General features: G+C 71.2%; 24 protein-coding genes and 1 pseudogene. 16 read left to right on the forward strand and 9 right to left on the reverse strand.

Features of this window, described 5'->3' with window-relative positions:
• Positions 1-63 precede the first annotated feature (63 nt).
• On the reverse strand, positions 64-1,434 hold the full coding sequence (locus DEJ51_RS23725; RefSeq protein WP_150259612.1) for a PucR family transcriptional regulator: 1,371 nt from the start codon (positions 1,432-1,434) through the stop codon (positions 64-66).
• Between the two features lie 160 nt (positions 1,435-1,594).
• Between DEJ51_RS23725 and DEJ51_RS23730 the strand changes: the two genes are divergently transcribed.
• The 4 genes from DEJ51_RS23730 to DEJ51_RS23745 all read left to right on the forward strand — a co-directional run bounded on the left by DEJ51_RS23730 (position 1,595) and on the right by DEJ51_RS23745 (position 5,544).
• Positions 1,595-2,521, forward strand: coding sequence for a proline dehydrogenase family protein (locus DEJ51_RS23730; RefSeq protein ID WP_150259613.1), 927 nt, complete (start codon positions 1,595-1,597; stop codon positions 2,519-2,521).
• 32 nt (positions 2,522-2,553) lie between these two features.
• Positions 2,554-4,185 (forward strand): L-glutamate gamma-semialdehyde dehydrogenase, encoded by a 1,632-nt coding sequence (gene pruA / locus DEJ51_RS23735; protein WP_150259615.1) that lies wholly within the window; start codon positions 2,554-2,556, stop codon positions 4,183-4,185.
• A gap of 250 nt (positions 4,186-4,435) precedes the next feature.
• Positions 4,436-5,335 (forward strand): hypothetical protein, encoded by a 900-nt coding sequence (locus DEJ51_RS23740; protein ID WP_150259617.1) that lies wholly within the window; start codon positions 4,436-4,438, stop codon positions 5,333-5,335.
• A complete protein-coding gene (locus DEJ51_RS23745; protein ID WP_150259619.1) occupies positions 5,329-5,544 on the forward strand; it encodes a hypothetical protein in 216 nt (71 codons plus the stop codon). The genes DEJ51_RS23740 and DEJ51_RS23745 overlap by 7 nt, the downstream gene beginning before the upstream one ends.
• On the opposite strand, the gene DEJ51_RS23750 is transcribed toward DEJ51_RS23745, so the two are convergent.
• A complete protein-coding gene (locus DEJ51_RS23750; protein ID WP_150259621.1) occupies positions 5,528-6,229 on the reverse strand; it encodes a nitroreductase family protein in 702 nt (233 codons plus the stop codon). The two genes, DEJ51_RS23745 and DEJ51_RS23750, sit on opposite strands and share 17 nt — an antisense overlap.
• Before the next feature lie 164 nt (positions 6,230-6,393).
• Between DEJ51_RS23750 and DEJ51_RS23755 the strand changes: the two genes are divergently transcribed.
• Entirely contained in the window at positions 6,394-6,930 is a 537-nt protein-coding gene (locus DEJ51_RS23755) for a GNAT family N-acetyltransferase (protein WP_150259622.1), read from the forward strand.
• Between the two features lie 191 nt (positions 6,931-7,121).
• On the opposite strand, the gene DEJ51_RS23760 is transcribed toward DEJ51_RS23755, so the two are convergent.
• Together DEJ51_RS23760 and DEJ51_RS23765 are read right to left on the reverse strand one after the other, a co-directional pair.
• Positions 7,122-9,149, reverse strand: coding sequence for a phosphocholine-specific phospholipase C (locus DEJ51_RS23760; protein WP_150259624.1), 2,028 nt, complete (start codon positions 9,147-9,149; stop codon positions 7,122-7,124).
• Positions 9,150-9,268: 119 nt separating this feature from the next.
• A complete protein-coding gene (locus tag DEJ51_RS23765) occupies positions 9,269-10,282 on the reverse strand; it encodes an NADP-dependent oxidoreductase (RefSeq protein WP_150259626.1) in 1,014 nt (337 codons plus the stop codon).
• 101 nt (positions 10,283-10,383) lie between these two features.
• On the opposite strand from DEJ51_RS23765, the gene DEJ51_RS23770 reads away from it, so the two are divergent.
• The 4 genes from DEJ51_RS23770 to DEJ51_RS23780 all read left to right on the forward strand — a co-directional run bounded on the left by DEJ51_RS23770 (position 10,384) and on the right by DEJ51_RS23780 (position 14,094).
• Entirely contained in the window at positions 10,384-11,265 is an 882-nt protein-coding gene (locus tag DEJ51_RS23770; RefSeq protein ID WP_150259628.1) for a LysR family transcriptional regulator, read from the forward strand.
• 260 nt (positions 11,266-11,525) lie between these two features.
• On the forward strand, positions 11,526-11,654 hold the full coding sequence (locus DEJ51_RS35600; RefSeq protein ID WP_263411712.1) for a hypothetical protein: 129 nt from the start codon (positions 11,526-11,528) through the stop codon (positions 11,652-11,654).
• A 90-nt stretch (positions 11,655-11,744) separates the two neighbouring features.
• Positions 11,745-12,785: a 3-isopropylmalate dehydrogenase gene (locus tag DEJ51_RS23775; protein WP_150259630.1), complete on the forward strand. Its 1,041-nt coding sequence runs from the start codon at positions 11,745-11,747 to the stop codon at positions 12,783-12,785.
• 223 nt (positions 12,786-13,008) lie between these two features.
• Positions 13,009-14,094 (forward strand): branched-chain amino acid aminotransferase, encoded by a 1,086-nt coding sequence (locus DEJ51_RS23780; protein ID WP_150259632.1) that lies wholly within the window; start codon positions 13,009-13,011, stop codon positions 14,092-14,094.
• A gap of 139 nt (positions 14,095-14,233) precedes the next feature.
• On the opposite strand, the gene DEJ51_RS23785 is transcribed toward DEJ51_RS23780, so the two are convergent.
• A complete protein-coding gene (locus DEJ51_RS23785; protein ID WP_150262108.1) occupies positions 14,234-15,004 on the reverse strand; it encodes a cytochrome c biogenesis CcdA family protein in 771 nt (256 codons plus the stop codon).
• Positions 15,005-15,320: 316 nt separating this feature from the next.
• Positions 15,321-16,745, reverse strand: coding sequence for a cytosine permease (locus DEJ51_RS23790; protein ID WP_150259634.1), 1,425 nt, complete (start codon positions 16,743-16,745; stop codon positions 15,321-15,323).
• A 155-nt stretch (positions 16,746-16,900) separates the two neighbouring features.
• Between DEJ51_RS23790 and DEJ51_RS23795 the strand changes: the two are divergent.
• The 5 genes and pseudogenes from DEJ51_RS23795 to DEJ51_RS23815 form a co-directional block, all read left to right on the forward strand.
• Positions 16,901-17,218, forward strand: a pseudogene (locus DEJ51_RS23795) (urease subunit gamma); the annotation flags it as partial.
• A 52-nt stretch (positions 17,219-17,270) separates the two neighbouring features.
• Positions 17,271-18,305, forward strand: a complete 1,035-nt coding sequence (locus DEJ51_RS23800) for an agmatine/peptidylarginine deiminase (RefSeq protein WP_150259636.1) — start codon at positions 17,271-17,273, stop codon at positions 18,303-18,305.
• Between the two features lie 38 nt (positions 18,306-18,343).
• The gene (locus tag DEJ51_RS23805) at positions 18,344-18,964 is read left to right on the forward strand and encodes a TetR/AcrR family transcriptional regulator (RefSeq protein WP_150259638.1); all 621 of its coding nucleotides are present in this window, start codon (positions 18,344-18,346) and stop codon (positions 18,962-18,964) included.
• 304 nt (positions 18,965-19,268) lie between these two features.
• A complete protein-coding gene (cimA, locus tag DEJ51_RS23810) occupies positions 19,269-20,897 on the forward strand; it encodes a citramalate synthase (protein ID WP_150259640.1) in 1,629 nt (542 codons plus the stop codon).
• Between the two features lie 107 nt (positions 20,898-21,004).
• Positions 21,005-22,363, forward strand: coding sequence for a hypothetical protein (locus tag DEJ51_RS23815; protein ID WP_150259642.1), 1,359 nt, complete (start codon positions 21,005-21,007; stop codon positions 22,361-22,363).
• Between the two features lie 101 nt (positions 22,364-22,464).
• On the opposite strand, the gene DEJ51_RS23820 is transcribed toward DEJ51_RS23815, so the two are convergent.
• Entirely contained in the window at positions 22,465-23,085 is a 621-nt protein-coding gene (locus DEJ51_RS23820; protein ID WP_150259644.1) for a YceI family protein, read from the reverse strand.
• Positions 23,086-23,356: 271 nt separating this feature from the next.
• Here DEJ51_RS23820 and DEJ51_RS23825 point away from each other — a divergent pair, with 271 nt between their 5' ends.
• Positions 23,357-24,940: an acyl-CoA carboxylase subunit beta gene (locus DEJ51_RS23825; protein WP_150259646.1), complete on the forward strand. Its 1,584-nt coding sequence runs from the start codon at positions 23,357-23,359 to the stop codon at positions 24,938-24,940.
• Positions 24,941-24,963: 23 nt separating this feature from the next.
• Positions 24,964-25,164, forward strand: coding sequence for an acyl-CoA carboxylase subunit epsilon (locus DEJ51_RS23830; RefSeq protein WP_150259648.1), 201 nt, complete (start codon positions 24,964-24,966; stop codon positions 25,162-25,164).
• Positions 25,165-25,336: 172 nt separating this feature from the next.
• Here the strand turns inward: DEJ51_RS23830 and DEJ51_RS23835 are convergent, their stop codons facing one another.
• A complete protein-coding gene (locus DEJ51_RS23835) occupies positions 25,337-25,921 on the reverse strand; it encodes a GTP-binding protein (protein ID WP_007266770.1) in 585 nt (194 codons plus the stop codon).
• Positions 25,902-26,441, reverse strand: coding sequence for a DUF742 domain-containing protein (locus DEJ51_RS23840; protein WP_150259650.1), 540 nt, complete (start codon positions 26,439-26,441; stop codon positions 25,902-25,904). The genes DEJ51_RS23835 and DEJ51_RS23840 overlap by 20 nt, the downstream gene beginning before the upstream one ends.
• Positions 26,442-26,478: the final 37 nt, after the last annotated feature.

The following is a 26,478-nucleotide window of genomic DNA, read 5'->3' on the forward strand; positions in this document are numbered from 1 at the left end:
CCGGGGGGAAGCGGCCGCCCGCGGCGCCGGGAAGGCTCACGTACGAGACCGCCACGACACCGTTCAGGCCAGGCGGGAGGCCTTGAGGGCCATGTGGAGCAGCAGGCGGTCCTCGCCCTCGTCCAGGTCGAGTCCGGTCAGCTGCTCCACCCGGGCCAGGCGGTAGTAGAGGGTCTGGCGGTGGATGCCCAGGACGGCCGCCGCACGGCCCGCCTGGCCCGCGCAGTCCAGGAAGACCTCGGCGGTGCGGGCGAGTTCGCGGTGGGCCGGCGCCAGCAGGGGGCGCGCCGCGGGGTCGTCCACCGGATCGGCGGCGAGCGTGGCCAGCAGCCGGTACGGGCCGATCCCCGACCACTGGGCGACCGGGCCCAGGCGTGGCTGGGCCGCGGCCGCCCGGGCGGCGGCGACGGCCTGCTCCCAGGCGGCGGGCAGGTCCGCGAGGCCCCGTACGGGGTCGGCGACACCGGCGGTGACCCGGTGCGCGGCGGCCGCGGCAGTACCGGTGGCTCCGCTGCCCCCGCCGCCCGGCCCCGTCGGGCTCGCACCCTGCCTGCCGGCGCCGGTTCCGCCCGGGCCGGTTCCGCCCGGGCTCCTTCCGCCCGTGCTCGATGCGCCCGGGCCCTTCCCGGCTGCTCCCGCCGTCTGCGCCGCGCGCGGCAGCAGCCGGGCCACCGCGGCGAGGGCCGGAGCCAGGGCGTCCGTCGAGCGCAGCCGGAGCAGTACCGCCAGAGCCGGTTCGCCGGGGGACTCCCCACCCGGCCCCGCTGCCGCGCCGGGCCCCGCCGCGCCGCCCGGCTCGCCGCCGCCCCGCCGCGGCACGACGCACACGGCCGCCGCGCCCGGAACCGACGCCGGAGCCTCCCCGGGCCACGGAGTCACGCAGACCGCCGCGTGCAGCCCGTCCCCGTCCGGGCCGAGGGCGGCCCGCAGCGCGGCCACCGCCATGTCCTGCTGCCAGCCGCGGCCGGCCGTGAGCACCGCCAGGAACTCCCGCGACAGGTCGGCCCCGGCCCTGGCCTCCTCGGCGAGCAGCACCCCGATGCGCTGGGCCACCTCCATGGCCGCGTCCAGGGCCGCCGGTTCGGGCCCGGGCTTGCCGGGCTCCTGGTCCAGCAGCCACACGTACCCCTGCACGATGCCCCGGTACCGCACCGGCAGGCAGATCCGCCCCCGGAACACCCCGGCGTCGGGAGCCGCCGGGATCCGGACGGGTCCGGTGGCGCGGGCGATGCCGAAGGCCTCGAACCAGGACCGGACGTCCGCCGTGGACTGCCGCGTCAGGATCGAGCGGGTCCGGACCGGGTCCATCGCGAGGTCGTCCTCGCTGTCGTGGGCGCCGAAGGCGATCAGCCGGAAGTCCCGGTTCTCCAGGGTCGCCGGGGCGCCGAGCAGCGCGGAGATCTCGTCCACCAGGTCCTGGTAATCGCCCTTCACGCGGCCATTCTCCCACTCCGGAGCGGACCCTTCAGACAGATGTATGAGATCCGGGACACGGATGCGTGACAGCTGTCGATGGCAGAGGATCGAGGCGATCCTTAGGTTTCACGGTGGTTTCACTTGCGCTTTTCTTCTGCCACCCGTTGGAGGTGCCCCCGTGCTGGGTCCCGTGATCCTCGCCGCTTCGCGCAGCGACAAGATGCGTCGTATCGTCTCCGCCGCCCCGGTGACCAAGCCGGTGGTGAATCGGTTCATCCCCGGCGAGACCGTCGACCAGGTCATCCCGATCGTCGAGGAGCTCACGGACAAGGGCCTTGAGGTCACCCTCGACGTCGTCGGCGAGGACATCACCGAGGTGGAGCAGTCCTACGCCGCCCGGGACGCCTACCTCCAGCTCATCGAACGCCTCGCGGAGCTCGGACTCGGCGAGAAGGCCGAGATGTCCGTCAAGCTGTCGATGTTCGGGCAGGCCCTGGAGGGCGGCCACGAGCTGGCGCTCGCCAACGTCCGCCCGGTCGTCGAGGCCGCCGCCGCCATCGGCACCACCGTCACGCTCGACGCCGAGGACCACACCACCCTCGACTCGATGTTCGCCATCCACGAGGAGCTGCGCCGGGACTTCCCGCAGACCGGCTGCGTGATCCAGGCGTACCTGTTCCGCACGGAGGCCGACGCCCGCCGCCTGGCCGCCGCCGGCAGCCGCGTCCGCATCGTGAAGGGCGCCTACAAGGAGCCCGCCGAGGTCGCGTACCTGGACAAGGCGGAGATCGACAAGGCGTACGTCCGGATCCTGAAGATCCTCATGGACGGCGAGGGCTACCCGATGATCGGGTCGCACGACCCGCGCCTCATCGCCATCGGCCAGGAGCTGGCCCGCAAGGCCGGGCGCAAGCTGGACGAGTACGAGTTCCAGATGCTGTACGGCATCCGCAGCGAGGAGCACCTGCGGCTCGCCGCCGAGGGCCACCGGATGCGCGTCTACACCGCGTACGGGACGGACTGGTACGGCTACTTCATGCGTCGCCTCGCGGAGAAGCCGGCCAACCTGCTCTTCTTCGTCCGCTCGATGATCACCAAGAACTAGGCACCCCACTAGCTCAAGGAGTTACCAGCCCCATGGATGCTGTGACCCAGGTCCCCGCGCCGGTCAACGAGCCGGTCCACTCGTACGCCCCCGGCACCCCGGAGCGCACGCGGCTCGAAGCGCAGCTCAAGCTGCTGTCCGAGAACCCGATCGAACTTCCGATGACGATCAACGGCGTCAAGCGGATGGGCGGCGGCGAGCGTTTCGACGTGGTCCAGCCGCACGACCACAAGTCGGTGCTCGGCACCTACGCCAACGCCACCGAGGCCGACGCGCAGGAGGCCATCGACGCCGCCCTCGCCGCCGCCCCCGCCTGGCGCTCGATGTCCTTCGACGACCGCGCCGCGATCATCCTGCGCGCCGCCGAGCTGCTGTCCGGTCCGTGGCGCGAGAAGCTCGCCGCCTCCACCATGCTGGGCCAGTCGAAGACCGCGCAGCAGGCCGAGATCGACACCCCGTGCGAGCTCGTCGACTTCTGGCGCTTCAACGTCCACTTCGCCCGCCAGATCCTGGCCGAGCAGCCGGTCGCGAACTCCGCCGGCGTGTGGAACCGCAGCGACCACCGCCCGCTCGAAGGCTTCGTCTACGCGATCACGCCGTTCAACTTCACGGCCATCGCGGGCAACCTGCCGACCGCCCCCGCCCTCATGGGCAACGTGGTCCTGTGGAAGCCCTCCCCGACGCAGACCCACTCCGCGATCCTCCTCATGGAGCTCCTGGAGGAGGCCGGCCTGCCCAAGGGCGTCATCAACCTGGTGACCGGCGACGGCATCGCGGTGTCGGAGGTGGCCCTGAACCACCCCGAGCTGGCCGGCATCCACTTCACCGGCTCGACCAAGACCTTCCAGTACCTGTGGAAGACGGTCGGCAACAACATCGAGAAGTACAAGTCCTACCCGCGCCTGGTCGGCGAGACCGGCGGCAAGGACTTCGTCGTCGCGCACCCGTCCGCGGACCGCGCCGTCCTGAAGACCGCCCTGACCCGCGGCTCCTTCGAGTTCCAGGGCCAGAAGTGCTCGGCGTCCTCGCGCGCCTACGTCCCGGCCTCGATCTGGAACGACGGCTTCAAGGAAGCCTTCGCGGCCGAGGTCGACGGGATCACCATGGGTGACGTCCGCGACCTGACCAACTTCATCGGCGCCGTCATCGACGAGCGTTCCTTCGCGAAGAACAAGGCCGCGATCGACCGCGCCATCGCCGACCCGACCTGCGAGATCATCGCCGGTGGCACCTACGACGACGCGGAGGGCTATTTCGTCCGCCCGACCGTCATCGCGTGCACCGACCCGGAGAACGAGGTCTTCACGACCGAGTACTTCGGCCCGATCCTCGCCGTCCACGTCTACGAGGACGCCGAGTTCGACGCGATGCTGGCCCAGATGGAGTCCGTCTCGGCGTACGCCCTGACCGGCTCGATCATCGCCGCCGACCGCTACGCGGCCGCGGACGCGATGGAGAAGCTCCGCTTCGCGGCGGGCAACTTCTACATCAACGACAAGTCCACCGGCGCCGTCGTCGGCCAGCAGCCCTTCGGTGGTGGCCGCGCCTCGGGTACGAACGACAAGGCGGGCGCCGCGTCGAACCTGATGCGCTGGACCTCCACCCGCTCGATCAAGGAGACGCTGGTCGCGCCGACCGACTACGCGTACCCCCACATGGGCTGATCTCCGCCCCGCTGAACCCCGCCCCCGTTCCGGCACCCCCAAGTCCGGAGCGGGGGCGGTATCCATTTCCCCCTCCGGCAACTCCTGCTAGCCTGAGCCCAGTTGTCGTGTACGGCGACACGCTCCAGTACTCGGGCCCGGTTACCCGAGGGAGCCGAGGGCTCTGACGAGTTCCCGTACGGGGTGGGATTTCTGCCAGGAGATACGAGACCTCTCAGCGTCCGTACCGGGACGACGCCCGGGGAGACGTATGTCCAGGCGCACCGACAACCGCCACCGCGTGGCCACCATCTGCCGTGAGGCCACCGGCCTGCCGCACCGCACCTGCCTCGGCTGGGCCGAAGCCGGCCTCATCACCCGCAGCCGGCCCGTCCCCGAGCCCGGGGGCGAGGCGCAGCGCGCCTTCGAGTCACTCCTGGTGGCCGCGCTCGCCGACGGGCTCCGGGAACACGACCGCCGGGACGGGGCCCTGCTCGGCTTCACCGCCGCCGGCCCGGACGGCGCCGGTCTGGCCCTCACCCTGCATCCGGCGATGGCGGACCGGGTCCTGTCCGAGGTGCTGCCGCGCCTCGACGAGCACTACGGCGGACTGCGCGGGGTGCCGGGGCTGCGCATCGCAGCGACGGGCTGCAACTGGGCCCTGACCCAGCTGCGGGACCGGGCGACGGTGACGCTGGTGCACCCCGACCCGGACTGGCGCCCGAAGCTGCCGGAGCACGGTGACGGACTGACACAGCTGTGGCGGCGCCACCGTCATCGCCTGCACCCCGTCGAGGCGGCGGAGCTGAGGGGGCGCGTCGGCACGGGGGGCGATGCCGGCTCGGTCGCGGCGCAGGACTGGCTGAACAGCAGGATGCTGAGGCGTCCCGGGCTGCTGGGCGCCGCCGGAGCCGTGCACGGACCGGCGAACGTCTACACGCACGGCGGCGGGGACGTGGTCGTCGAGTGGTGCTGCGGCGTGGAACGGGACGAACTGGAGCGGCGGCTGCGCCGCAGCGGTCTGGCCGAGCGGCCCGGCCAGATCGCGGAGAGGCTGCGGGACCAGCCGTGGTTCCCCGGTGAGATCGCACTGGGCGGAGCCTTCGTCACCCTGCGGCGCAGGCCTTGCCACGTTTCGTACGCCACGGCGCGGAGGGCGGACGGATGCTGACCGCGGCGATCGTGACGGCGGCCGTGCTCGGGGTCGCCAAGGTGGCGCGGGACTGGCTGATCCTGCGGCAGGTACGCGCCGCCATGGACGCCGGCACCCCGCAGGACCGGGTACGGATCGGGATGCGGCTCGCCGAGGCCCTCGGGGGCGGGCCGTCCGGGCCCGCCCCCGAGCAGCCCGGCGGCGAGGCCGTCACACCTCCACGATGACCTGGTCCAGGGACTTGCGCCGGAGGTCCGGGACCTCGCAGTCGTCCGCCGGGTAGCCCACCGGGATCACGGCGAAGGCCTTTTCGTTCTCCGGGCGGTCCAGGACGTGGCTGAGGAAACGCATGGGGCTGGGGGTGTGGATGAGCGCCGCGAGGCCGGACAGGTGGAGGGCGGACAGGAGCATGCCGACCGCGATGCCGACCGACTCGTCGACGTAGTAGTGCTTGTGCTTGGTGCCGTCCGGCCCGAGCCAGTAGCGCTGCTGGAAGACCACGATCAGCGCCGGGGCGTCCGTGAGGTGGGTCTTCACGGCGTCCGTGCCGATCGGCCGCAGGGCGGCGAGCCACTCGTCGCCCAGCCGGCCGTCGTAGGACAGCTGCTCCTCCTGCTCGGCCGCGGCGCGGATCTGCCGGCGGACTTCCGGGTTCTTGACCAGGACGAAGGTCCATGGCTGCTGGTGCGCTCCGGAGGGGGCGGTCGCGGCGCAGGCGATGGCGTCCCGGACCACCTGCTCGGGCACCGGGTCGGGGGAGAAGTGGCGCACGGTCCGCCGCTCGTCCATCCGGGCCCGCAACTCGGCGGCGCGCGCGAGCGATTCACCGCGCGCCATCCGCTCGGGCCGGTAGGGGACGGGACGGTACGGCTGGCCGTGGATCGGGGTCCACTGCTGGGTACGGGGCGACATGGGGCGAGTCTGCCGAGGCAATGGTCCAGACCGCTAGAGCGGCTTCGGCCGATGGCGGCCGGTGGACGCCCCCCCGGCGTCCGCAATGCGGTCCTTGGTACGGTCGCGGGACGGGCGACCGGCCCCGGTTCCCCCACCCGGTACACCGACTGGCTGGAGCGGCCATGGACACGCTGACCGCGCACACCTCGCAACTGACCGCCGACGAGCTCCGGGCGATCAGATCCCTCCTCGACGACGCCTTCGCGGGGGACTTCGCCGACGAGGACTTCGAGCACGCGCTCGGCGGGATGCACGTCGTGATCGGCATCGACGGCGGGCTCGTCGCCCACGGCAGCGTCGTGCAGCGGCGGGTCGTGCACCGGGGACGCGCCCTGCGCACCGGATACGTCGAGGCCGTGGCCGTACGGCCCGGTCTGCGGCGCCAGGGCCTCGGCGGCCAGGTGATGGCGCGGCTGGAGGAGGTCGTCGCGGGGGCCTACGAGCTCGGTGCGCTCTCGGCGTCCGAGGAGGGGGCCGGGCTCTACCTCGCCCGCGGCTGGTCGGCGTGGCCGGGCCGGGTGGGGGCGCTCTCGCCGGACGGGCCGGTGCGGCTGCCCGAGGAGGAGGGATCCACCTACGTGTGGACACCGCCCGGCGGAGTCCGCCTGGACCCCGCCGCGCCGCTCGACTTCGACTGGCGCAACGGGGACGTCCTCTAGGGCGTCTCCCGGACCGTGCCGACGCCCGGGCCGTCTCTTCCGGATCTTGTCGGGCCCGCGACGCCCGGCACCGCACCCGGCCGCGTTGTCGGGGCCGCCCGGGTACGTCCGGTACACGGGCGCCCCTGCGCCTTGCCGGCCACGGCACCGGACGCCGCCGGCTCGGCCGACAGGATCCGAAAGGGACGGCCTCAGCCCGAGACGCTCGCCGCGCCCGTCTCGATGTGGCCCGTGTAGCGGCGCGACCAGGTGCCGTCGGAGTCGGCCAGGATCGTGAAGTCGTACCAGCCCTTGCTGTAGGCCACGGCGTTGAAGAAGTCCTCGCGCGAGGAGTTCGCCGGGACCGTGTAGGTCCACGGGCCGTCCGTGCGGTAGGCGTTCGAGCGGATGGTGAAGGTGACGGGGGAGCCGGAGGAGTTCTTCATCCTGAAGTAGACCGCCGGCCTGCCGGTGCCCGGCTCGACCGCGAAGCGGGCCGCCACCTCGATGTCCTTGCCCGGCTTCGACGCGTCGCCGATGAAGCGCCGCAGGAAGCGGTTCGGCCCGTGCATCGAGATGTCGTACTTGCCCGAGCCGTGGCCGAGGCCGATGTGGAAGTAGTCGCTGCCGGTGCCGCCCGGGTCGACGGTGTACTGCCAGGCCGTCGTGTCCCGGTACTGGTGCGGGTGGATCGAGAAGTGCGCCGCCCGCTTCGCCTCGGCGCCCTGGTTGGCCATCGAGAACCAGGCCGTGATCTGGCCGGCCGGCCCGAACTCGAAGCGGTCCAGATTGCCGTTCACCTGGTACGGCAGGGCCCGCGCCGGGCGGGTTCCGGGCTCCTGCACGGGGAGGGCGTTGTCCTGCGGCGCCGGGTTGGGGAGCGGGGCGCAGGTCGCCTGTCCGATCACCTTGGCGGTGGACGGGAGGCCCGCGGGGACCCCGTAGACCGGGTGCGCGAAGTCGAAGACACCGGTCAGGTCGCCGACCACCTTGCGGCGCCAGGCGCTGATGTTCGGGCAGGTGGCGGGGGTGCCGAGGGCGGCCGTCCACTTCTCCATGAACCGCAGCACGGAGGTGTGGTCGAAGACCTCCGAGCTCACCCAGCCGCCGCGGGTCCAGGGGGACATCACGATCATCGGGACGCGGAAGCCGAGGCCGACGGGGAGTCCGTCGATGTACTCGCCGGGGGTGCCGGGCGGGGCGACCGGCGGCGGCACGTGGTCGAAGAACCCGTCGTTCTCGTCGTAGTTGAGGAAGAGGACCGTGGAGTCGAACACCTCGGGGTCGGCGGCCAGGGCGCGGTAGACCAGGTCCACGAAATGGGCGCCGTCGCCGGGCGGGGCGTACGGGTGCTCCGAGAAGGCCTCGCTCGCCACGACCCAGGAGACCTGGGGGAGGGTGCCCGCGAGGACGTCCGCGCGGATGGCGGCCGCGATGTCGTCCGGGGTGGAGCCGGTGACCTTCGGGACCGAGCCCATGCCCCGGTCCCACAGCGGGTCGCCGGGGGCGGCGTCCGTGAACCGCTTGAAGTAGGCGAGCCCGTTGTCCCCGTAGTTGTCCTGGGCGTTCTGGTAGACCTTCCAGCTCATGCCGGCCCGCTGGAGGGCCTCTGCGTACGTCTCCCAGGTCAGCCCGGACTCCTCGCCGCCGTCCTTGCTGGTGGCGTCGATCTTGCCGCTCCACAGGAAGGTGCGGTTGGGGCCGGTCGCGCTGAGGGCGGAGCAGAAGTACGCGTCGCAGACCGTGTAGCTGTCGGCGAGGCCGTAGTGGAAAGGGATGTCCCCCCGGTCCAGGTGGCCGAGGGTACGGGCATTGCCGACGCCGGTGACCCAGTTGTCCATCCGGCCCTTGTTCCAGGCGGCGTGCTGCGAGGTCCAGCTGTGCGGGAGGTCTCCGGTGCACTGGGCCAGGGTCGCGCCGTCCGCGCCGCCCGCCGGCGGGGTGGCCGACAGCTTCCACGGGTACTGGCGTCCGCCCCAGTTGGGCTGGTTGAACATGCCCCAGCCGCCCGGGATGTTGCCGGCGGCGCGGTCGCCGAACCCGCGGACGCCCTTCAGCTTCCCGAAGTAGTGGTCGAAGCTCCGGTTCTCCTGCATCAGGATCACCACGTGCTTCACATCGGTGATGGTGCCGGTCGCGGCGGCCGCGGCCGCCGTCGTCGGTGCGACCGCGGGCAGGGTGGCACCCGCCACCAGCCCGGCGCCGATTCCCACGAAACCTCTGCGGCTGATGGGTGTCACTGGCCTCTCGCCTCCAACTCACGTGCCCCGGCGGCACATCGACGGCAAGAGTGGCGGTGCCCGGATCAAAGGTCTACATCCGTGCGGTAAGAAAACGGTGAACATAAGGGTGGCCGGAATCAGCCCCCGACCCGGACCAGCATCTTGCCCAGGTTGTCCCCGCGGAGCATGCCCAGAAAGGCCTCGACGGTCCGGTCAAAGCCCTGGACAACGGTGGTGTCGGTGCCGATCCGGCCGCTGCGCAGATGGGGGACGAGGAAGCCCTCCAACTCGTCCTGCAGATTGGTGTGATTGCGAACCAATACACCTTCCAGGCGCAGGGACTTGTGTACGACCTCGAAGAGGTTGCGGGGCGCGGCCGGCGAGCGGTCCCCGTTGTACATCGAGATCGCGCCCACCCAGGCGACCCGTCCGTGCTCGCGCAGCGCGTCGATCGCCCCTTCCAGGTGGTCCCCGCCGACGTTGTCCACGTACACGTCGATCCCGTCCGGCGCGGCCTGCGCGAGCTGCTCCCCGACCGGCCCGTCGTGGTAGTCGAAGGCCGCGTCGAAGCCGAGCGTGCCCGTGAGGTGGCGGACCTTGGCCGCCGAGCCCGCGCTGCCGATGATCCGCCGGGCGCCCAGCAGCCGGGCGATGTGGCCGGTGGCCGTGCCGACCCCGCCCGCGGCGGCGGAGACGAAGAGGTCCTCGCCGCTGCGCAGGGCGGCCGTCCGGGTCAGGGCCGCGTACGCGGTCAGGCCGGTGCCGCCCAGGATGGAGAGGTAGGCCTCCAGCGGGACCCCCTCGTGGCCCCGCAGCTTGCGCGTGCCGTCCACGCCGAGGGCGACCAGGGCGTGGGTCCGCCAGCCCGCGCGGTGGAAGACCAGGTCGCCCTCGCGCAGCCCCGGGTCGCGGGAGGCGAGCACCCGGCCCACCGAACGGCCCTCCAGCGGGGTGTTCAGCTCGAAGCCGCCCTCACCGCCGTCCATCATGCCCCGGTGGTACGGGTCCACCGAGAGCAGGAGGTTCTCGACGAGCGCGGTGCCGGGCTCGGGCCGCGGGATCGGGGAGGCGGCGCAGGTGAAGTCCCCGGCGGCGGGAAAGCCGGTGGGGCGGGCGATCTGGTGCACGGCGTAAGCGGTGTTCGTGGTCATGGGCACGACGCTAGAAAGGAATGGCCGGCCGGGGCAGAGGGTTGCGTTCATGGAAGCCACACATCCATGAACACCGCTCATAGAACGAGGTGGAAGCGCCCATGGCGGGAAGCACTGCCGACCTGCTGCCCCAGGAACTGCGGATCCTGGTCGCCGTCGCCGACACGGGTGGCTTCTCCGCCGCGGCGGCCACGCTCGGTCTCACCCAGTCGGCCGTCTCCCACTCGGTGCGCGGCAGCGAGGCCAAGGCCGGCGCGGTGCTCTTCGAACGCGGTCGCACCGGGGCCACCCCCACCCCGGCGGGGGAGCGGGCCGTCGCCCTCGCCCGCCGGATCCTGCGGATGTACGAGGCCCTCGGCGCGGAGGTCCGCGGCGCTGCCCGGGGCACGGTGGAGGGGGTGCTGCGGATCGCCGCGTTCCGTAGCGCGGCCCTGCATCTGCTGCCGCCCGCGCTGGAGCGGCTCACGGCGCGGCACCCGGGCATCCGCCCGGAGGTCCGCGTGGTGCGCGAGATCGGCGCCGGTACGGCCGGGGAGGTGCTGGCGGGCCGCGCCGACCTGGGCATCGCCACGCTGGGCGGCCCGCAGGACGTGGCTCCCGGCCTGCTGACCGGGGTGCTCGCGCAGGAGGCGTACCGCCTGGTGCACCCGGCCGGGCACCCGGATCCCAAGAGCCTGCCGCTGATGGACTGGGACGAGAACTGCGGCTCCTACACCCGCTCGTGGTGGCGGGCCCAGGACTGGATCCCGCGGGCGACGGTCAAGGCGGAGGACGACGCGATGGTGCTGACCATGGTCGGCCGCGGGCTCGGCATGGCGATCATGCCCGAGCTGTCCCTGAAGGAGGCGACCGAGGCGGTGGACATCGCCGATCTGGGCCCCGGGGGGCCGGTGAGGCAGGTGGGATACGTCACTACGGCGGAATCGGCCTCAACTCTCGCCGTACGGGCTCTGATCAGGGAACTTCGCTCAGAAACGGGCTGAAACGGACCCTCTGGGAGGGGCTTTCCGGGGGACTGCGCGTCTCAGATAGTAGGAAGCCCGAGTAATTGCCGAGACATACAACGGGACCTGGCCTAGCTTTGTAGAAGCCGAACGTCTCGCCGATCAGGCGAATGGCGGTCGAGAGCGCGCGCCCCTGGCAGGCAACCCCTGCGGCGCACTGCTCCCCGCCTCTTCCGGCGCCTTGAAGGAACCCCTCATCCGTGGCCCCGCCACGCCGTGATCTCAAGGAGTCGATCACCATGACCACGTCCACCGCCACCCGCCGCGTCCGCCACACCTCCGCATCGGCCGACGACCGCAAGAACGCCGCCGCCGCTCTCCAGCGCGCCCTCGACCGCCGTGACAACGGCGGGTCGACCGGCCACTGACCTGCGCGGCCCGAGACGTTCTGCGTTCCCATAGGTCCACATGGTGGACGCAGAATGTCTGAGGGCTGGGACACGGAGTACGGTTCCGTCATGTCGACCAGCATCAATCTCGCAGTGATCCCCGGTGATGGCATCGGCCAGGAAGTCGTGGCTCAGGGACTCAAGGTCCTTACCGCGGTCCTGCCCCAGGATGTGAAGCTGGAGACCAAGCAGTACGACCTCGGCGCCCAGCGCTGGCACCGCACCGGGGAGACCCTCCCGGAGGCGGAGCTCGAAGCCCTCAAGCACCACGACGCGATCCTGCTCGGCGCCATCGGCGACCCGTCGGTCCCGTCCGGCGTCCTGGAGCGCGGTCTGCTGCTGAAGCTCCGCTTCGCCTTCGACCACTTCATCAACCTGCGCCCGTCGAAGCTGTTCCCGAACACGGCCACCCCGCTCGCCGGCCGCCCGGAGATCGACTTCGTCGTGGTCCGCGAGGGCACCGAGGGTCCGTACACCGGCAACGGCGGCAGCCTGCGCACCGGCACCCCCGCCGAGGTGGCCACCGAGGTCAGCATCAACACCGCGTACGGCGTCGAGCGCGTCGTCCGTGACGCGTACGAGCGGGCGAACGCCCGCCCCCGCAAGAAGCTGACGCTGGTCCACAAGAACAACGTCCTCGTGTACGCGGGCCACATGTGGAAGAACATCTTCGACAAGGTCGGCCAGGAGTACCCCGAGGTCACCACCGACTACCTGCACGTCGACGCCGCGACGATCTTCTTCGTCACGCAGCCCGAGCGCTTCGACGTCATCGTCACGGACAACCTCTTCGGTGACATCCTCACCGACCTGGCCGCCGCCGTGACCGGCGGAATCGGCCTCGCCGCCTCCGGGAACATCAACCCGACCGGCGCCTTCCCGTCCATGTTCGAGCCCGTCCACGGCTCGGCCCCGGACATCGCCGGCACCGGCAAGGCCGACCCGACCGCGACGATCCTCTCCGTCGCCCTCCTGCTGCGCCACCTGGGCTACGAGGCCCAGGCCGCCCGCATCGAGGACGCGGTCTCCGCCGACCTGGCGGAACGCGACGGAACCTTCCGCTCCACCGACGCGATCGGCGACGCCCTCGCCGCCCGCGTAGCCGGCTGACCCGGCAGCTCCACCTCAGGAAGCCGCCGGGGCACAATGGGACCCGGCGGCTTCTCCTGCGCGGCCCCGGGTGCCACCATCTCCCCTGGGCCGCTCCCCGCTTCTCCGAAGCCTTCCCGCGCGCGATAATCGAACGCGAGGCCGCGGAATGCGGGGAAGCTCGGACGTCCTAGTACGCCGTGAGCGCGGTCCGCCATACACAACCGGTGAAGGACAAGCACTCATGACGACGCCCACGATCGAGCTCAAGCCCTCCTCGAACCCGCTGTCCGATGCGGAGCGCGAGGCGATCCTGGCCAGCCCCGGCTTCGGCCGCCACTTCACCGACCACATGGTGACGATCAAGTGGACCGAGGGTCGCGGCTGGCACGATGCCGAGCTGGTCCCGTACGCGCCGCTCGCGATCGACCCGGCGAACATGACGCTGCACTACGCGCAGACGATCTTCGAGGGGCTCAAGGCCTACCGCCAGCCCGACGGCACCGTGGCCACCTTCCGCCCCGAGGCCAACGCCGCGCGCTTCCAGTCCTCCGCGCGCCGCATGGCCATGCCGGAGCTGCCGACCGAGCTCTTCATCGACGCCTGCGACGCGCTGATCAAGCAGGACCGCGCCTGGGTGCCGGACTCCGGCGAGGCCTCCCTCTACCTGCGCCCCTTCATGTTCGCCTCCGAGGTCGGCCTCGGCGTCCGCCCGGCGAACGAGTTCCTCTTCATCGTCATCGCCTCGCCCGCCGGCGCGTACTTCCCCGGTGGCGTCAAGCCCGTCTCCGTCTGGCTCTCCGAGGACTACGTCCGCGCGGTCAAGGGCGGCACCGGAGCGGCCAAGACCGGCGGCAACTACGCCGCTTCGCTCGTCGCGCAGGCCCAGGCGGCCTCGCACGGCTGCGACCAGGTGGTCTGGCTCGACGCCGTCGAGCACCGCTGGATCGAGGAGATGGGCGGGATGAACCTGTACTTCGTGTACGGCGACCGCATCGTCACCCCGGAGCTCACCGGCTCGCTCCTGCCCGGCATCACCCGCGACTCGCTCCTCACCATCGCCCGCGACCTCGGTTACACCGCCGAGGAGGGCCGTCTGACCACCGAGGACTGGCAGCGCGACAACGAGAACGGCACCCTCACCGAGGTGTTCGCCTGCGGCACCGCCGCCGTCATCACCCCGGTCGGCTCGGTCAAGTCCGAGCGCGCCAACTGGACCCAGGGCGACGGCGAGCCGGGCCAGGTCACCATGCGCCTGCGCAAGGCCCTGCTGGAACTCCAGACCGGCCACAGCGCCGACACCCACGGCTGGATGCACCCGCTGGGCTAGACCGCGAAACCGTGAAAGCGCCTCCGACCGGCGAGAACGAGGACCGTCGAGTTCCTCGTTCCCGCCCCGTCCGAGGCGCTTTCGCGGTGAAGGGGCCGGTCGGCGGGGCCGGTCACCCGGCCGCAGACACCGCCCCCGCTCAGATCCCGACCGCGTTGGACGCGGGCAGCCAGATCTGCAGCTGGTAGACGAAGTCGCTCCACAGGCCGGTGACGAGGAGCACTCCCACCGCGATGAGGAATCCTCCACCGATCTTGATCACCAGCGAGTAGTGCTGCTTGACCCATCCGAACGCCTTCATCGACCGGCGGAACGCGACGGCCGCGAGGATGAACGGAACGCCCAGGCCCAGGCAGAAGAAGGCCACGAGGAGCGCGCCCCGGCCCGGGCTCTCCTGCCCCATGGACAGGCTCATCACGGCTCCGAGGGTCGGGCCCATGCAAGGCGACCACCCGAGTCCGAACGTGAAGCCGAGAACCGGTGCGCCGAGCAGTCCGGCACCGGGCTTGCGGTGGATCCGGAAGTCGCGCTGTGTGAAACCGGGGAGGAACCCCATGAAGGCGAGCCCGAACAGGATCGTCAGGCTTCCCAGAACGATGTCGAGCGTGTCCTTGTATTCCGAAAGGGTGCTGCCGAAATAACCGAAGAAGGCGCCCTGGCTGACGAATGGGGCCGAGAAACCGAGTACGAAAAGAAGTGCGCCCAGAAGCATCCGGCCACGCTTTTCCTCCCGCGCCTCGGGGTTCAGCGTGGAGGCGGAGAGGCCCGTGACGTAGCCGAGGTAACCGGGGACGAGCGGCAGCACGCACGGGGAGAAGAACGAGATGAGCCCGGCCAGGAGGGCCACCGGCACGGCGGCGATCAACGTGCCGCTCGTCACCACCGAGGTTGTGGATGCCAGGACCACCAGGGCCTCCTTGATCGCGGCCCGGTCGAGGCACGTACGCGGACGGTAGGGCTCCCCAGTGTGGCACGCAGCGTCCGGGCGGCTGAGGCCAGGGTGCGGGGCCGGGCACCGGAAGACCGGCGACGTCACCTGCGATATGTCTTTGTCGGTGTGCCTTTGGACAAAGGGAATAGGCGAGAGATGCGCAGGCCCGGGGAGTGATTGTTTCCCGGTGACGGCGAACGCATTCGCCGGCGGAAATGCCGCCGATGCCGCGCGGTCGTCCGGGTGACACCGGACGGCCGCGCGGCAGGGCCGGGCCCGCGCGGGTAGCGGGACCTCAGGCGTTCGCAGGCTCCTCGGCGGCGGCGGCCGGGACCGGGGCGGGGGAGCGGCGGGTGGTGAGGGCGGCGTACACGAGCCCGCCCGTCAGGCCGGACAGGACGAAGGAGCAGTCCACGCCGCCGGTGAGGGCGAGCAGCGGGCCCTCGTAGAAGGGGGTGGTCACGGCGAGCAGGCCGATGCCCGCGCCGATCGCCCAGGAGGCCGTGGCCGCGACGTTCCAGCCGGAGCGGTACCAGTAGATCCCGCCCACCGAGCGGCGGTTGAAGACCTGGAGCGCGTCGGCGTCGTAGCGCCCCCGGCAGCGCACGTACCCGATGAGGGTGATCACCGCCCACGGGGTGCCGATCGCGGTCAGCACCAGCACGAACGAGGTCATCGCGGACTGTACGTCCCACTCGAAGGAGCCGATGAACACGAAGGCGGTGGCGACTGCCGCGGCCACCAGCGTGGCCGTGGTCCGGGTGGCCCTGGGCACGATGGCGTCGAGGTCGAGACCCATCGAGTAGAGCATCAGCCCGGCGTTGCCGACGGAGCCGGCCGCGGCCGCGGCGAGCAGCGGGACCAGGTACCAGAAGGGCGAGGCGTCGACCAGCGGCCCGGCGTACTCGGCTCCCGCCCGGGCGGCGAGCGCCGTCCAGGTGCCGAACAGCTGAGGGATCAGCAGCCCGAAGAGCAGCCCGAAGCCGGTGGCCCAGAGCACCTTGCGGGAGCTGTGCCGGCGCGGGGAGATGTAGCGGGTGTAGTCGCCGAGCAGGGTGATGAAGGCGACCGGACCGCTGAGCCCGGCGGCGACGGCGGCGAGGATCCAGGTCGGCCAGAAGGAGCCGAGGAGGTACGCGGTGTCCGGCGGGGCCGCGGTGGTGAAGTCCCCGGCGTAGGCGAAGACACCGACGGCCAGCAGCACCACCATGCCGATGGCCAGGATCTTGCTCATGCGCAGCAGCAGCTTGTAGCCGAAGACGGCCGCGACGACGGTACACGCGGCGAGTACGCCGTACATCAGGCCGCGCGTGGCCCCGGTGTCCGGCAGTCCGGTGAGCCGAGAGAGGACCCCCACCATCACGTCGCCGCCGATCCACAGGGTGAGGGCGGTGTAGCCGAGCGAGAGCAGCAGACCCACCACCGAGCCCACGAGCCGCCCGCGTACGCCGAACTGCGCGCCGCTGGAGGTCGAGAGGTTGGTCGCGGTGCGCAGGGAGACGAGCGCCAGCGGCGCGGTGAAGGCGATACCGACGAGCGTGCCGGTCACGATGGCGGTGACCGAGGGCCACAGGCCCAGTCCGAAGGACGGGGGCAGCCAGCCGAAGACGATCACACCGAGGCAGAGGTTGGAGCCGAGCAGGATCGAGATCAGGTCACGGGGACCACTCGTCCGCTCGTCCTCGGGGATGGTGTCGACTCCGCGCTGTTCGATGGGCATGGGGGACTCCCTTGGCAGGGCGGGGGGTGGTTGCGCATTGTTTGAGCGACACTCAATGTGACTCAAGGCCTGCCCCCAGGTCAATGATTCCCACCATCGAGATGAAGAGTTAGAGTGATGCTCTAACCCATCGACTCAAGAGGTGGTGGATCGGCGTGCGGCTGACTCCTGCGGAGCGCGACCGGCTGCTGCTCCGCAGTACCGCGGAGCCGGCCCGGGCGCGGTGGGCCCGTGGCCTGAAACCGGATGTCCCGCAGGCCACCGCCCTGATCGCGGACACGGTCTGCGAGGCGGCGCGCGACGGCAGGCGGCTCACGGAGGCCATCGAGGAGGCCCGCACCGCGCTGGGCCCGGACGACGTCCTGCCGGGGTTCAACTCCCGGGTGGGCGCGGTCGATGTGGACGCGCGCAGCGGACTGGTCTCCCCCGGCGGGGAACCGCTGCGCTCCGAAGCCGCCGCATCGGTCTCCCCCAACCGCCTGTACTTCCTGTAAGCCAGCACAGCCCCGTAAGGATTCGCCTGCCATGACCAAGCCTGTGAACGACGGCTTCCGGATGCCCGCCGAGTGGACGCCCCACGAGCGCACCTGGATGGCCTGGCCCAGCCCCAACCCGACCTTCACCAACGCGCAGGAGCTCGCCGAGGCCCGCCAGGCCTGGGGCGCCGTCGCCCGCGCCGTCCGCGCGTACGAGCCGGTGACCCTCGTGGTCTCGCCCGGCGACGCGGAGAGCGCCCGCGCCGTCGTCGGCGACGACGTCCAACTGGTCGAGCAGGAGCTCGACGACGCCTGGATGCGCGACATCGGCCCCACCTTCGTCACCAACGACGCGGGCCAGCTGGCCGCCGTCGACTGGACCTTCAACGGCTGGGGCGCCCAGGAGTGGGCCCGCTGGGACCATGACTCCAAGATCGCCCGCCATGTCTCGGACGTGATCGGCACCCGCACCTACAGCACCGAGCTCGTCAACGAGGGCGGGGCCATCCACGTCGACGGCGAGGGCACCGTGCTCCTCACCGACACCGTCCAGCTGGGCGAGGGCCGCAACCCCGGCTGGACCCGGCAGCAGGTGGAGGCCGAGATCCACGCCCACCTCGGCACCACCAAGGCGATCTGGCTGCCGTACGGCCTGGCCGGCGACTACGGCACCTACGGCACCCAGGGCCACGTCGACATCGTCGCCGCCTTCGCCCGCCCCGGCGTCGTCATGGTCCACACCCAGCCCGACCCGGCCCACCCGGACCACGAGCGCTGCAAGACCGTCGCGGCCATCCTGCGCGCGTCCACCGACGCCCGGGGGCGGCAGCTGGAGGTCGTGGAGGTCCCGGCGCCGACCGTGCTGGAGGAGGACGGGGAGTGGGTGGACTACTCGTACATCAATCACTACCTGTGCAACGGCGGTGTCGTGCTGTGCGCGTTCGACGACCCGCGCGACGAGGAGGCCGCCGAGATCTTCCGCGGACTGTTCCCCGAGCGGACCGTGACACTCGTTGACGCACGTACGATTTTCGCCGGGGGTGGCGGTATCCACTGCATCACCCAGCAGCAGCCGAAGGTCTGAGCCGCGACGAGCGGCGGCCGAGCGACGAGGAGTGGCCCATGGTGGCGGGTGGAGTGCCGGTACGCGCGGCGCGGAAGAACGCGCCCCCGCGCGAGGACGTACTCGTCGCCGCCATGGCCACGATCGCCGAGCGCGGCCTGGAAGGCCTGACCATGGCCGGACTGGGCCGCGAGGTCGGCATGAGCAGCGGCCACCTCCTCTACTACTTCCGCAGCAAGGACGAGCTCCTGCTGCAGACCCTGGAGTGGAGCGAGGCGGAACTGGGCGGCGAGCGGCGGGCCCTGCTCGCCCGCCGCGGTCCGGTGAGCGAGCGCCTGCAGGCGTACGTGGACCTGTACGTGCCCACGCGCCCCCGCGACCCGCACTGGACGCTGTGGCTGGAGGTCTGGAACCGCTCCCAGAACGCCGGCCCCCAGGAGCGCGACCGGCAGGCGGCCATCGAGGGGGCCTGGCACCGCGACCTGGTCGCCCTGCTCGCCGAGGGCATCTCGCGCGGGGAGTTCCGCCCGGTGGACGCCGAACGCGTGGCCACCCGCGTCCGGGCCCTGCTCGACGGATTCAGCATCCAGCTGGCGGTCGGTCTGCCCACGCTCGACCGGGCGGCCATCCTGGCCCACGTGAGGGAATTCCTGGTGGAGACCCTCTCCCCGCCCCGCTAGGCCGTCTTGCCCGCATGCTGAGACCCTTGTCCATCCACGGCGAGCGGTGTGGCACACTGCCAGCGTGCCTGCTCAGCTCATGATTATCGCCAGCAGCGCGCCGGTCCCCAGTGGCCGCTGAACCGTGGAAGAACTTCGCGGAAGCGGCCACCGTGCCTCGGACCCGCGCGCAGACCTCTCGCTACCCGCGAGAGGTTTTTTCGTTTCCCGGACCATCCCTGCCGGGACCGGACCGCGCGCGATGATGGGGGCAGTGGATGCCGGGCATATCCGGAACCACTCATCCGACAGGAGTCAGATCAGCATGACGACGACACCAGAGGCGGCAACCGTGCTGTCAGAAGGCCTGGACGACAGCTTCCACGTCTTCGACACCACCCTGCGCGACGGCGCCCAGCGCGAGGGCATCAACCTCACCGTCGCCGACAAGCTGACCATCGCCCGGCATCTGGACGACTTCGGAGTGGGCTTCATCGAGGGCGGCTGGCCCGGAGCCAACCCCCGCGACACCGAGTTCTTCTCCCGCGCCCGTGCGGAGATCACCTTCAGGAACGCCCAGCTGGTCGCCTTCGGCGCGACCCGCCGCGCCGGCGGCTCGGCCGCCCAGGACCCGCAGGTGCGGGCCCTGCTGGAATCCGGCGCCCCGGTCATCACGCTCGTCGCCAAGTCCCACGACCGCCACGTCGAACTCGCCCTGCGCACCACCCTCGACGAGAACCTGGAGATGGTCCGCGACACCGTCTCCCACCTGGTCGCCCAGGGCCGCCGCGTCTTCGTCGACTGCGAGCACTTCTTCGACGGGTACCGGGCCAACCCGGAGTACGCCAAGTCCGTCGTCCGCACCGCCCACGAGGCCGGAGCCGACGTGGTCATCCTCTGCGACACCAACGGCGGCATGCTGCCCGCCCAGGTGACCGCGACCGTCGCCACCGTCCTCGCCGACACCGGCGCCCGCCTCGGCATCCACGCCCAGGACGACACCGGCTGCGCCGTCGCCAACACCCTGGCCGCGGTCGACGCGGGCGCCACCCACGTCCAGTGCACGGCGAACGGGTACGGCGAGCGCGTCGGCAACGCCAACCTGTTCCCCGTCGTCGCCGCCCTGGAGATCAAGTACGGGCGCAAGGTGCTCCCCGACGGGGCGCTCGCCGAGATGACCCGGATCTCGCACGCCATCGCCGAGGTCGTGAACCTCACCCCCTCCACGCACCAGCCCTACGTCGGCGTCTCCGCCTTCGCGCACAAGGCGGGCCTGCACGCCTCGGCCATCAAGGTCGACCCGGACCTCTACCAGCACATCGACCCCGAGCGGGTCGGCAACACCATGCGGATGCTGGTCTCCGACATGGCCGGCCGTGCCTCCATCGAGCTCAAGGGCAAGGAGCTCGGCGTCGAGCTGGGCGGGGACCGCGCGCTGATCTCCCGGGTCGTGGAGCGGGTCAAGGAGCGCGAGCTCAAGGGCTACACCTACGAGGCGGCCGACGCCTCCTTCGAGCTGCTGCTGCGCGCCGAGGCCGAGGGCCGCGCCCGCAAGTACTTCCGCATCGAGTCCTGGCGGGCGATCGTCGAGGACCGTCCCGACGGCACCCACGCCAACGAGGCCACGGTCAAGCTGTGGGCCAAGGGCGAGCGGATCGTCGCCACCGCGGAGGGCAACGGCCCGGTCAACGCGCTGGACCGGGCGCTGCGGGTGGCGCTGGAGCGCTTCTACCCACAGCTCGCCAAGTTCGAGCTCGTCGACTACAAGGTCCGCATCCTGGAGGGCACGCACGGCACGGAGTCCACGACCCGCGTTCTGATCGCCACGACCGACGGTGAGCGCGAGTGGTCCACGGTCGGCGTGGCCCCGAACGTCATCGCGGCCTCCTGGCAGGCCCTGGAGGACGCGTTCACCTACGGCCTGCTGCACGCCGGCGTCGAGCCCGCCGAGTAGCCCGCCGGGCGCGCGTCCGCCGGACCCCACCTCGCCGGGCCGCAGCCCGGCGAGGCCCTTATGTCCAGCTCACACGGGAAAGTACCGGTTCCGGTAGCGTCTTGGATATGAAGACCAGGCTGATGTCCATACGCTTCGGCTCGCTGCTGGCCGGTCTGCTGCTGGGACTGTCGGCGACCGCCCTCGTGGCCGCGCCGCAGGCGTCGGCGGCTACCGGGGTCGCGGCCGTGGGGGAGGCCCTCAAACAGGGCCCGGTCTACGTCGCACCCGGGGCCGAGGGGCAGCTGTCCGCCGTCCAGGCGGACGCGCTCGCGAAGAAGATAGAGGACGCCGGGAAGCCGGTGTTCGTGGCCGTGCTGCCGGCCACCGCCGAGTTCCCCGCGGACAAGGTGCTCGGCGCCGTCCGCGCCGAGACCGGTGTCACCGGGCTCTACGCGATCCGGCTGGGCGACGGCTTCAACGCCGGAGCCGACAGGGCGGTCATGCCGAACAACGCCGTACGCAACCTCACCGAGGCCGTGAAGACCGGCGCACCGGTGAACGCGAACACCCAGCTCAACAACTTCGTGGACCAGGCATTGACCCAGGTCAAGGGCAGCGCCCCGGCCTCCTGGGGCACGACCGGAGCGGACCAGGGCGCCCCGGTCGGCGGACTGGTCGCCCTCGGCGCGGTGGCCGTGGTGGGCGGCGGCGGGGCGTACGCGCTGGTCCGCCGGAACCGGAAGAAGAAGGAAGAGGCCAGGCGTGAGGCCGTCGCCCGGCTGGGCGTGGTCGTCGACGAGGACATCACGGCCTTCGGCGAGGAGCTCGAACGGCTCGACTTCCACCCCGGTGAGCCCAGCGCCGACGACGCCATGCGCCAGGACTACGAGCGGGGGCTCGACTCGTACGAGAAGGCCAAGCAGATCATGGCCACGGTCCAGCGCCCCGACGAGGTCAAGGGCGCCACCCAGGCACTGGAGGACGGGCGCTTCGCGCTGGCCACCCTCGACGCGCGCCGGCAGGGCCGGCCGCTTCCCGAGCGCCGCTCGCCCTGCTTCTTCGACCCGCGCCACGGGCCGAGCACCGAGGACGCCACCTGGGCTCCGGCCGGCGGGACGGCCCGTACCGTGCCCGTCTGCACGGCGGACGCCGTGCGGCTGCGCGACGGCCTGGACCCGGCGGTCCGCACGGTCGACACCGAGCGCGGGCCGCGGCCCTACTACGACGCGGGCCCGGCGTACGGTCCCTGGGCCGGCGGATACTTCGGCGGAGGCATCCTGCCCGGCCTGCTGGTGGGAACGATGCTCGGCTCGATGATGTCCAGCCCCGCCTACGCCTCGGACTTCGGCGGCGGAACGGGCGGCGGCTTCGAGGGCGGGGACGTCTCCGGGGCGGACTTCGACCCGTCCGACTTCGGCGGCGGGGACTTCGGTGGCGGAGGGTTCGACGGGGGCGGCGGTTTCGACGGCGGGGGCGGCTTCTAGGTCCCGTCTCTTTCGGATCGTGCGGGCCCGGCAAGATCCGGAGGGGGCGGCCTGGCCGCCCCCGGTTCCGGGCGTCCGCAGGGGACGGGGGAGCCCGTCCGTCAGGCCTGCTTGATGGCCGAGATGTCGAAGGTCAGCTTCACCTTGTCGCTGACCACGACGCCGCCGGTCTCCAGGGCCGCGTTCCACGTCAGGCCCCAGTCGGAGCGCAGGATGTCGGCGCTGCCCTCGAACCCGACGCGCTGGTTGCCGTAGGGGTCGGTGGCCGAGCCGTTGAACTCCAGGTCGATGGAGAGCGGGCGCGTGACGTCCTTGATGGTCAGCTCACCGGTGATGCGGTAGGTGTCCCCGCCGAGCTGACGCGCCTCGGTGGAGCGGAAGGTCATCAGCGGGTAGGTCTCGGCGTCGAAGAAGTCGCCGCTGCGCAGGTGGCCGTCGCGGTCGGCGATGCCGGTGTCGACGGAGGCGATCTTCACGTCGATGGAGGCGGTGGAGCGGGCCGGGTCGGCGCCGTCCAGGTGCAGGGTTCCCTCGTGCTCGGCGAAGGCCCCGCGGACGTTGGTGACCATGGCGTGGCGGACGGTGAAGCCGATGCTGCTGTGCGCGGCGTCGATGACGTAGTCGCCGGTGAGCGCGGCGAGCGCCGGATCCACTTCCAGGGTGGCGACGGCGGCGCCGTCCTGGGTGTTGACGTTCTGGCTGCGGCGGGTGAAGAGACCCATGACGTGCTCCTTGGTGGTTTCCTGCGCGGTCCGAAGATCTGTTGAACTTTCAACGACTTCAACGGGAACGACGCTAGACCCATTCCGTTCAAATTTCAACATCTAGGGAGGGTGTCAGGTCTTTTTGTGAAGGTCCCACAACGGGTGAGTGCCTCGTCTGGCGGAGTCCGTACATCCACTGGGCGTACTGTGCGGGCCGGACAGCGGAAGTCTTCCGAGACTGTGCGGAATGAACGGAGGTTTTTCGTGGCGATCTTCGTAAGGTCGGTACATGACCGTTGTGGACCAGATCCCGAGCGAGCCGACGGACGCCCGTGGGCGCGTGGCCGAGCTGCATTCCCTGCGCGAGCAGGCGCGGCGTGGACCGAGTGAGCGTGCGACCGAGGCCCAGCACGCGAAGGGCAAGCTGACCGCGCGCGAGCGCATCGCGCTGCTTGTGGACGAGGGTTCCTTCAAGGAGGTCGAGCAGTTGCGCCGGCACCGGGCGACCGGGTTCGGCCTGGAGAGCAAGAAGCCCTACACCGATGGTGTGATCACGGGCTGGGGCACGGTCGAGGGCCGGACGGTCTTCGTCTACGCGCACGACTTCCGGATCTTCGGCGGCGCGCTGGGCGAGGCCCACGCCACGAAGATCCACAAGATCATGGACATGGCGATCGCGGCGGGTGCGCCGCTGGTGTCCCTGAACGACGGTGCCGGTGCCCGTATCCAGGAGGGCGTCTCGGCGCTGGCCGGTTACGGCGGGATCTTCCAGCGCAACACGCGGGCCTCGGGTGTCATCCCGCAGATCTCCGTGATGCTGGGCCCGTGCGCGGGCGGCGCCGCCTACTCCCCGGCCCTCACCGACTTCGTGTTCATGGTCCGGGAGACCTCGCAGATGTTCATCACCGGCCCGGACGTGGTCCGCGCGGTGACCGGTGAGGAGATCACCCAGAACGGGCTCGGCGGCGCGGACGTGCACGCCGAGACCTCCGGTGTCGCGCACTTCGCGTACGACGACGAGGAGACCTGCATCTCCGAGGTCCGCTACCTCATCTCGATGCTCCCCTCCAACAACCGCGAGAACCCGCCCGTCCACGAGAACGGCGACCCGGCCGACCGGCGCAGCGAGGTCCTCCTGGACCTGGTCCCCGCCGACGGCAACCGCCCCTACGACATGCTCAAGGTCATCGAGGAGCTCGTCGACGAGGGCGACGTGCTGGAGGTCCACGAGCGGTGGGCCCGCAACATCATCTGCGCGCTGGCCCGGATGGACGGCCAGGTCGTCGGGATCGTCGCCAACCAGCCCGGCCACCTCGCCGGTGTCCTGGACATCGAGGCCTCCGAGAAGGCCGCACGCTTCGTCCAGATGTGCGACGCGTTCAACATCCCGATCATCACCCTGCTCGACGTCCCCGGCTTCCTGCCCGGCGTCGACCAGGAACACGGCGGCATCATCCGCCACGGCGCGAAACTCCTGTACGCGTACTGCAACGCCACCGTCCCGCGGATCAGCCTGATCCTCCGCAAGGCCTACGGTGGCGCGTACATCGTCATGGACTCCCAGTCCATCGGCGCGGACCTCACCTACGCCTGGCCGACCAACGAGATCGCCGTGATGGGCGCCGAGGGCGCGGCCAACGTCATCTTCCGCAAGCAGATCGCCGACGCCGAGGACCCCGAGGCCATGCGCACGCGGATGGTCAAGGAGTACAAGGCCGAACTGATGCACCCGTACTACGCGGCCGAACGCGGCCTCGTCGACGACGTCATCGACCCCGCCGAAACCCGCGAAGTCCTCGTCAGCGCCCTCGCCATGCTCCGCAACAAGCACGCCGACCTGCCGTCCCGCAAGCACGGCAACCCCCCGCAGTAACCGCGAAGGAGACCTGCCACCACATGACCACCGCCACTGACACCCTGCTGCGCGTCGAAAAGGGCAACGCCGCCCCCGAGGAGCTCGCCGCGATCACCGCGATCCTGCTCGCCCGCGCCGCCGCCACGCCCGAGGAGACCCCGGTGCGCGTGCCCGGCCAGGCCGGCTGGCGCCGCCTGGAGCGCACCCCCGGCTTCCGCGCCCCGCACAGCTGGCAGGGCTGAGGTTCCCGAGCCCCGGAAGGCCCCGCACCCGTCCAGGGTGCGGGGCCTTCCGCGTACCCCGGGGCGGGGGCGCCGGACACGCGAAGCCCCGTAGGCCGCTCCTCTCCGGATCCCGCCATGGCGAAGGCCCCCGCGTCGTGTGACACGGGGGCCTGTCGGGTACGGCAGGCTGCTACCGCAGGCGCGCCATGAGCGCGTGCTCGACGAGCGTGATGAGCGCGCTCTTGGCGTCCGCGCGGTGGCGGGCGTCGGTGGTGATGATCGGGGCGTCCGGGCCGATCTGCAGGGCCTCGCGGACTTCCTCCGGCGTGTAGGGCTGGTGCCCGTCGAAGCCGTTGAGGGCGATGACGAACGGCAGGCCGCTGTTCTCGAAGTAGTCGACGGCGGGGAAGCAGTCGGCGAGACGGCGCGTGTCCACGAGGACGACGGCGCCGATGGCGCCGCGGACCAGGTCGTCCCACATGAACCAGAAGCGGTCCTGGCCCGGGGTACCGAAGAGGTACAGGATCAGGTCCTGGTCGAGCGTGATGCGGCCGAAGTCCATGGCGACCGTGGTGGTCGTCTTGTCACCGGTGTGGGTGAGGTCGTCGATCCCGGCCGAGGCGCTGGTCATCACGGCTTCGGTGCGCAGCGGGTTGATCTCGGAGACCGCGCCCACGAACGTGGTCTTGCCCACGCCGAAGCCGCCCGCCACCACGATCTTCGCGGAGGTGGTGGAGCGGGGAGCCGCTCCGCCGTTAGAGCTTGCGAAGTCCACTGAGCACCCTTTCGAGCAGTGTCACGTCTGGCTGGCCACCGGCAGACTCGTCGCCGCCGGGCTGGTGAATGGCGACAAGGCCCGCCTCCGCCAGGTCGGCGACGAGGATGCGGGCGACACCAAGAGGAATGGAGAGAAGTGCCGAGATCTCCGCTACGGATTTGATCTCCTGGCACAGGCGGCAGATCCGCTGGTGCTCGGGCAACTGCCCTTGCAGACGCGCGGGATCCGCCGTGGTACTGACCAGCGCCTCGATGGCGAGCTGGTAGCGCGGCCGAGTCCGGCCGCCGGTCATCGCGTACGGACGCACCAGCGGGTTGTGGGCCTTCGGAGCGGGCTGTCGCGCGGCGCGCGGCGGCTGCTGCTGAGGCATCTGGGGCTGTCCGTACTGCTGCTGCTGGTAGGGGTTCTGCTCCGGCACGGGCCGGCTCGGCGCGGAGGGAAAGTTGAAGCGGTTCTGGTCGTGCCCACCCTGCGGCTGCTGCGCGCCGCCATAAGGATGTCCTCCGGGTGTTGTCACGTTTCCTCCTCCGACTCCAAGTGCGCAGTACTCCCTG

The organism is Streptomyces venezuelae (assembly GCF_008642275.1).
Taxonomy (GTDB): domain Bacteria; phylum Actinomycetota; class Actinomycetes; order Streptomycetales; family Streptomycetaceae; genus Streptomyces; species Streptomyces venezuelae_E.